The organism is Synechocystis sp. LEGE 06083 (genome assembly GCF_015207725.1).
Lineage (GTDB): Bacteria > Cyanobacteriota > Cyanobacteriia > Cyanobacteriales > Microcystaceae > Synechocystis > Synechocystis salina.
In genome coordinates this window covers 1-6,961 of the sequence record NZ_JADEWJ010000215.1, presented here as the reverse complement: position 1 = coordinate 6,961, position 6,961 = coordinate 1, and the positions used below count along the sequence as shown (strand labels likewise).

The 6,961-nt window shown below is 48.2% G+C and carries 7 protein-coding genes and 1 pseudogene; 3 read left to right on the top strand and 5 right to left on the bottom strand.

Annotated elements, in window-relative coordinates:
• The 5 genes and pseudogenes from IQ219_RS14830 to IQ219_RS14810 all read right to left on the bottom strand — a co-directional run.
• Positions 1-499: pseudogene (locus tag IQ219_RS14830) on the bottom strand (hypothetical protein); the annotation flags it as partial.
• 81 nt (positions 500-580) lie between these two features.
• Positions 581-1,537, bottom strand: coding sequence for a quinolinate synthase NadA (nadA, locus tag IQ219_RS14825; protein ID WP_194073113.1), 957 nt, complete (start codon positions 1,535-1,537; stop codon positions 581-583).
• A gap of 95 nt (positions 1,538-1,632) precedes the next feature.
• Positions 1,633-2,379, bottom strand: coding sequence for a cytochrome c biogenesis protein CcdA (locus IQ219_RS14820; RefSeq protein WP_194073112.1), 747 nt, complete (start codon positions 2,377-2,379; stop codon positions 1,633-1,635).
• 288 nt (positions 2,380-2,667) lie between these two features.
• On the bottom strand, positions 2,668-3,009 hold the full coding sequence (locus tag IQ219_RS14815; RefSeq protein ID WP_194073111.1) for a DUF86 domain-containing protein: 342 nt from the start codon (positions 3,007-3,009) through the stop codon (positions 2,668-2,670).
• Positions 2,999-3,352: a nucleotidyltransferase family protein gene (locus IQ219_RS14810; RefSeq protein ID WP_190596653.1), complete on the bottom strand. Its 354-nt coding sequence runs from the start codon at positions 3,350-3,352 to the stop codon at positions 2,999-3,001. The genes IQ219_RS14815 and IQ219_RS14810 overlap by 11 nt, the downstream gene beginning before the upstream one ends.
• A gap of 163 nt (positions 3,353-3,515) precedes the next feature.
• On the opposite strand from IQ219_RS14810, the gene acnB reads away from it, so the two are divergent.
• The 3 genes from acnB to IQ219_RS14795 form a co-directional block, all read left to right on the top strand.
• Positions 3,516-6,122 carry a bifunctional aconitate hydratase 2/2-methylisocitrate dehydratase gene (gene acnB / locus IQ219_RS14805; protein WP_194073110.1) on the top strand — a complete coding sequence of 869 codons (2,607 nt, stop codon included), beginning with the start codon at positions 3,516-3,518 and terminating at the stop codon, positions 6,120-6,122.
• A gap of 75 nt (positions 6,123-6,197) precedes the next feature.
• Positions 6,198-6,587: a hypothetical protein gene (locus tag IQ219_RS14800; RefSeq protein ID WP_194073109.1), complete on the top strand. Its 390-nt coding sequence runs from the start codon at positions 6,198-6,200 to the stop codon at positions 6,585-6,587.
• A gap of 52 nt (positions 6,588-6,639) precedes the next feature.
• A partial coding sequence (locus IQ219_RS14795; RefSeq protein WP_194072257.1) for a helix-turn-helix domain-containing protein occupies positions 6,640-6,961 on the top strand: 322 nt, incomplete at its 3' end.

Here is a 6,961-nt window from a genome sequence, read left to right as displayed (position 1 = left end):
CCTCCTGTTCTGTGGCAGTGGTTTCCTCAATTACTTCAATGGTGTTGGTGCTAGGGGCACTTGCCGTTGGGAGTTGCTCCGGAGTGGCACTGGAATTATCGCCGTCATTGCTAGCGGTGGCTTGGGGGTTGGGGGCAGTGGTTTCCACTAGGTAAGATTCCCCCAGTTTTTCGGGGCCAATGAAAATGGGTTCAAAGGCCACTTCTCCCCGGATACTCAGCACTGTGCCTTTACGGGGTAACTGGCGGTCGGTTTTGACCCACACCCTTCCAGTTTTATCTTGGATTTGGTAAGCGCCCCCTTCTAAAAATGGAGCCACATTAACCACAATGCCCTGGACGTTAACCGTGCGCTGATTGGAAATTTCTTCTAGCTTGGCAATGTCCAAATATTCCTGGGCTAAGCCAAAGGGATTGAGGGGGCTACAACTCACCATCCAGCCGCTCAGGAACAGGGGAAAGAACAGTTTTCGGCCTACCCAGGATAACTTGGCAGTCATCGTTGCCCTCACAATCAATAGCTTCTCGACCACCATACTAGCCTATCTGGTTGACCATCCCGGAGCCTGGTTATGCCAACCCTAGGACATGGCCAGCATTCTCTGGATCGGTTTCAGGGCCGCCGCCATGGTGTCTTCCGGTAAAGTAATCTCTGGCGATCGCCGTTTCATAGCCCAGTAGAGTTTTTCCAGGGTATTCAAACGCATATAGGGACACTCGTTGCAGTCGCAATTGCTGTTATTGGGTAAGGGGATAAATTGCTTGGAGGGGGAAAGCTTTTCCATTTGGTGAATAATGCCAGGCTCCGTACCCACAATAAATTCCTTACCCTGGGATTTGTTCGAGTAATTTAGTAAAGCAGTGGTGGAACCAATAAAGTCTGCGTGGCGCAGGATGGCTTCTTCGCATTCAGGGTGAGCAATGATTTCTGCCTGGGGATATTTGGCTTTTAGCTCCAGCAAACGTCGTTCCGAAAAAGTTTCATGGACAATGCAACTGCCTTGCCACAACACCATTTGCCGCCCAGTTTGCTCCATCACATAACGACCCAAATTGCGATCGGGGGCAAAAATTATTTTCTGATCCTCCGGCAGTTGTTGAACAATTTTCACCGCATTGGAACTGGTGCAGATGATGTCACTCAGGGCCTTAATTTCCGCCGTGCAATTGATGTAGCTAATCACCAAATGGTCAGGGTGGCGTTGTTTAAACTCGGTAAATTCCCTCGGAGGGCAACTGTCTGCCAAGGAACAACCCGCTTCTAAATCCGGCAAAAGTACCAACTTATGGGGATTGAGAATTTTGGCCGTTTCCGCCATGAAATGTACCCCGGCAAAAACAATCACATCGGCATCGGTGCTGGCCGCCTGTTGGGATAGCCCCAGGGAGTCCCCCAAATAATCAGCGATGTCTTGGATGGCCGCCTCCTGGTAGTAGTGGGCCAAAATTACCGCATTCAATTCCTTTTTCAGATTCTGAATCGCTCCCACTAAATCACGGGGCAGGGTTTCTTGGGGCGGGGCAACGGCGGTAAACACTATTTTAGGACTCCTGGGATATTTATAGTTAAAACTACCATAAATATTCTAACACAGAAATTAACCTGACATTGGTTAGGGGCTGGGGGAGGGCTCTATGACAACCACTGTCCCAGGGGAAGACGGGAGAGGAGGGTAATGACCCCAAAACCGAGCAAAATTGTGCCACTGATGGGATTAAGCCAGCCAGACCATTGCCGCAGTTGCAACAGCCGCTTCAAACTGCCGGTGAACAGGCCAACCAAAATGAGGGGGGTAACGTAACCGACGGTATAGGCCAACAAAAGACCACTGCCTAGTAACAAATCCTGGCGACTGGCCACCCAAGCAAGCAGGCTGGCTAACACAGGGGTGCTACAGGGGGAAGCGATTAGCCCAAAGGTCAGCCCGGCCAATAGGGCCCGCAAAGCCGGAGGAAAATCCTCTTTAATCCAAGGCGTTGCTCCCAAACTGGGGAACCGCAGAGGCAATAATTCCAACAGGTTTAATCCCATCAAAATGGCTACTATACTCACCAAAATGGGTAATCCCAGCCCGATTTGCCCATAAATTTTTCCCAAGGCCGCCGCCCCTAGCCCCAAACTGGCTAAGGTAATGGCCAACCCCAGGGCAAACCAGAGGGATTGTTTGAATGATTGCAGGCGATCGCCGTCGGTGGTGCCGCCAATGTAGGCAATGGTGAGGGGGAGCAGGGACAGTAAACAGGGGGTCAAACTAGTGACTAGTCCCGCTAGCAGAATGATAAGTAAACTAAGGGGAGTCAGTTGTCCCAGTTGTTCCACCACTAGGCGATCGGCCCATTGTTGGAGGAAATAAAGCTGATTTTGCACAGATTGCCACATTACACGGTTGCCTACAAAAGCCAAAAATAAGTCCGAAATTTACCGGTTGCCATTTCGCCCCTGGTTTATTGACAGAGTTTAACCAGAGAGAAGATTAAGCCCAGGAAAAATTGGCACTTGTCCAACAATGCTAAGCAATTCCCAGCCATCTCGCCAAACACCAACGTCCGAAAGTTAGGTGATTATCTTGGAGTCCGATGAATTGGCATCAATAGGAAATTGAGTTTGATTCTGGTGATATGCCTGTCTCAATAAACAAGGTTGGCTAAATTTGGTTAGTATCACTTATTAATCATCAGGCTTGGGAACAATTTTTTCAAGCTGGTTAATAAGATTGGGGATATAGTTTTGGATTACGTCCCAAATTAATTCTAAATTAATGCCGTCGTAATCGTGGACTAGCTTATTCCTCATACTAATAATTTGATTGTAGGGAATTTGAGGATAAGTTTGCCGAAATTCTGGGGAAATTCGCCTTAATGCCTCCCCTAAGACGGCAATATTTCGCATCACTGCGTCTTGAGTTCTAATATCAGTAAGGAAATTTTCTTCCGTCATATCTGTTGTGAAAGTTACAATGCGGCGAGCAAAAATTAGAGCATCCAAAATTGAGGCAAGATCACGATTCATAAATTACCTGAGCACCATTGATAATTGACTTTTTCTTAATCCAATTTTCACTTCTCTCCAAATTTCGCAGAAAAATAAGATCTACTTTGCGATTAATGATTTGTTCGAGACTCTCTTCCAAAGATTGGTGATAGTTTAGGGTAAGGCGCAAATCTGGTAAAACTGATACTAAGAAGTCAACATCACTGCTGGGCTTAAAATTATCTGTGAGGATAGAACCAAAAACTGCTAAACGTTGAATAGAATAAGACCGACATAATTCGGTAATTTTGTCTAAGGAAACTCCTAAGCGATGTTGTAATCGTTCCTGTTGCTCTTGGCTTGATAAAACTAAATTATTCATCATATACCTCCTGAAAGAGCGGTCTATTTTTTAGGATAGGGTCGGCGATCGCCTTTGCCCAGTCTCCCCAAACCGTTTGCCGGTAACTTATCCTGTTCCCCTGCGTAAAATAGAATATTCACCGTTGATCATGACCTAATATTGCCGGAGAGAGAACCGTCCTATGTTGCAAGCCTACCGTCGCCACGCTGCCGATCGCCAAAAGTTAGGCATTCCCCCCCTGCCCCTCACCGCCGAGCAAACCACGGAACTCTGTGAACTGCTGAAAAATCCCCCCGAAGCGGAAAAAGCAGAGTTGATGATGTTATTGCGGGACCGGGTTCCCCCTGGGGTAGATGAAGCCGCCTACGTTAAAGCTGGATTCCTCACGGCGATCGCCAAAGGCGAAGTAACCTTTCCCTTGATTAGTAGCCAAGGGGCCGTGGACTTATTAGGAACCATGATCGGCGGGTACAACGTTCAATCCCTAATCGAACTGCTCAAATCGAAAGATACTAGTATCGCCAGTGCGGCCGCCACAGCCCTGAGCAAAACCTTACTAGTATTTGATGCGTTCAACGATGTGCTCCATTTGAGTGACAGCAACCCCTACGCCAAACAGGTAATTGATGCTTGGGCTGAAGGAGCTTGGTTCATTAACAAACCAGAAGTGGCCGACAGCATCACCGTGACTGTGTTTAAGGTTCCCGGCGAAACCAATACCGACGATTTGTCTCCCGCTCCCCATGCCACCACCCGCCCGGACATTCCCCTCCATGCCCTGGCCATGCTGGAATCAAAAATGCCCGACGGTCTGCAAACCATTGCCGAACTCAAACAAAAAGGTCATCCAGTGGCCTATGTGGGCGACGTGGTGGGCACCGGCTCCTCCCGTAAATCCGCCATTAACTCCGTGCTCTGGCATATTGGCGACGACATTCCCTTTGTGCCCAACAAACGGGCCGGGGGCTACATTCTGGGGGGAAAAATTGCCCCCATCTTTTTCAACACCGCCGAGGATTCCGGTGCGTTACCCATTGAGTGCGACGTCAGCCAACTTAACACCGGGGATGTGATCACCATTTACCCCAGGGAAGGCAAAATCACCAACGAGGCTGGCGCAACCATCAGCACTTTCCAACTCAAACCAGAAACCATTTTGGATGAAGTGCGGGCTGGTGGTCGTATTCCCCTGCTCATAGGCCGGGCCTTGACAGATAAAACCAGGGAAGCCTTAGGACTTTCTCCGTCCACCCTATTCGTTCGTCCCACCGCCCCCGCTGACACCGGCAAAGGGTTCACCCTCGCCCAAAAAATGGTGGGTAAGGCCTGCGGCGTAGACGGTATTCGTCCCGGCACTTCCTGTGAGCCGATTATGACCACCGTGGGTTCCCAGGACACTACTGGCCCCATGACCAGGGATGAGTTGAAGGAACTAGCTTGCCTTGGTTTTAATGCTGACCTAACCTTACAAACCTTCTGTCACACCGCCGCCTATCCCAAACCCGTTGACATTAAAACCCATAAAGATCTGCCAGACTTTTTCTCCACCCGGGGAGGCGTGGCCCTCAAACCAGGGGATGGCATTATTCACTCCTGGCTCAATCGCATGTTGCTGCCCGATACGGTGGGCACAGGCGGGGACTCCCATACCCGTTTTCCTTTGGGTATTTCCTTCCCCGCTGGCTCTGGCCTGGTGGCCTTTGCGGCGGCCTTGGGAGTGATGCCGTTGGATATGCCGGAATCGGTTTTGGTCAAGTTCACAGGGGAACTGCAACCGGGGGTCACCCTCAGGGACATTGTCAATGCTATTCCCTGGGTGGCTATGCAACAGGGCAAACTCACCGTAGGCAAGGAAAACAAAATCAATGTTTTTAACGGTCGGATCATGGAAATGGAAGGATTACCGGATCTGAAAGTTGAGCAGGCGTTTGAGTTGACCGATGCCACTGCAGAGCGTTCTTGTTCCGGCTCCACCATTAAGCTGAGCGAGGAGACTTTGGCGGAATATCTGCGCTCCAATGTGGTGCTGATGAAAAATATGATCGCCCGGGGTTATCAGGATGCTCGTACCCTATTGCGGCGGATTGCCAAGATGGAGGAATGGTTAGCTAATCCCAGCCTGATGTCCGCCGATGCCGATGCGGAATACGCCGATGTGATTGAGGTTAATCTGGATGAAATTAAGGAACCGATTGTGGCAGCGCCCAACGATCCCGATAACGTCAAATTAATGTCGGAGTGTGCCGGGGATGTGATCCATGAGGTGTTTATTGGTTCCTGCATGACCAATATTGGCCATTACCGCGCGGCGGCAAAAATCCTCGAAGGGGCCGGAACGGTGAAAGGTCGGCTTTGGATTTGTCCCCCCACTCGCATGGACGAACAACAGTTGCGAGATGAAGGCATATACGGCATTTTTGCAGCGGCCGGAGCCAGGACAGAAATGCCCGGTTGTTCCCTGTGTATGGGCAACCAAGCTCGGGTGGAAGATGGGGTAACGGTCTTTTCCACCTCTACCCGTAATTTCAATAACCGCATGGGTAAAGGGGCCCAGGTTTATCTCGGTTCCGCTGAGTTGGCCGCCGTTTGTGCTCTCCTCGGTAAAATTCCCACCGTGGCAGAATACCTGGCGATCGTCTCCGAAAAGGTCGATCCCTTCAAAGCTGATTTGTACCGTTATCTCAACTTTGATGAAATCAATGGCTTTGAAGATTTTGGCCGGGTGATTCCTCTGGAGCAAATGCCCAAAATTGAAGATCTTTTGGGAATGTCAGTGGGAGCTAAGTAATCCATGAGCTAAAGGGTGGGTCTTGATGGCTCACCTTATTAAATTTATTTTGTTGAATTATCCAAAAAAGATACTATGAAATTTGAAATTCTTGTTGTAGATCCAAGTGACAAATTAGACTTTAATTCAGTTGAAAGATTCAAGCTGGCCATTGGATTAAATGAAAAGCTATGTGGATCAGAATTGACCGTAAAAGAGGAACAATACAAAAAAGAGTCTCAAGTAGTTTTAATTGATGAATCAAATCAAAATAAATGGAATATTCAAAAACTAGACACATCTAAATCGCTGGGGGACTTATACTCATCCGCCTATATACTTACATTGGAAGCCGACAAAGAGGTAATTAAAAATCTTAGAAGGCCATTGATTGAGCATTGTAAAAAAATCGGATTTTCGCGAATCAGACTATTGACAGATGAGTATTCTCAACATATTGCCAGGGAAATACGGCAAATTCTATGACGAGGTGGTACAATGAGGGACAAATATTCAGGGGAGTTCATCGAAAAGTAAAATGCCAGCTCTATCAGTTGATCTAAGAGAAAGGATAGTCAAGACCTATGAAGGTGGTGGAACCTCAATTAGAAAAGTAGCAGAGCAGTTTCAAGTAAGCAAAACGACCGTTCAGGATTTGCTTAAATTGAAACGAGAAACGGGACAAGTTTGCCCAAAAGCTCCCAGTGGTGGTAAACCTAGTCAACTTATGGGGAAAGAAGAGCAGGCGATAGCAATGGTGACAGAATATCCCGATTATACCCTTTCAGAATACTGTGAGCTATGGCTAGAAAGAACTGGTATTAAAATTAGCGAATCTACCATGTGTCGATTCTTGCAGA

Excerpts from the sequence above, each read along its gene's own strand:
- IQ219_RS14810 (WP_190596653.1), bottom strand. The coding sequence starts at position 3,352 with ATGAATAATTTAGTTTTATCAAGCCAAGAGCAACAGGAACGATTACAA.
- IQ219_RS14820 (WP_194073112.1), bottom strand. The coding sequence starts at position 2,379 with ATGTGGCAATCTGTGCAAAATCAGCTTTATTTCCTCCAACAATGGGCC.
- acnB (WP_194073110.1), top strand. The coding sequence starts at position 3,516 with ATGTTGCAAGCCTACCGTCGCCACGCTGCCGATCGCCAAAAGTTAGGC.
- IQ219_RS14800 (WP_194073109.1), top strand. The coding sequence starts at position 6,198 with ATGAAATTTGAAATTCTTGTTGTAGATCCAAGTGACAAATTAGACTTT.
- IQ219_RS14815 (WP_194073111.1), bottom strand. The coding sequence starts at position 3,009 with ATGAATCGTGATCTTGCCTCAATTTTGGATGCTCTAATTTTTGCTCGC.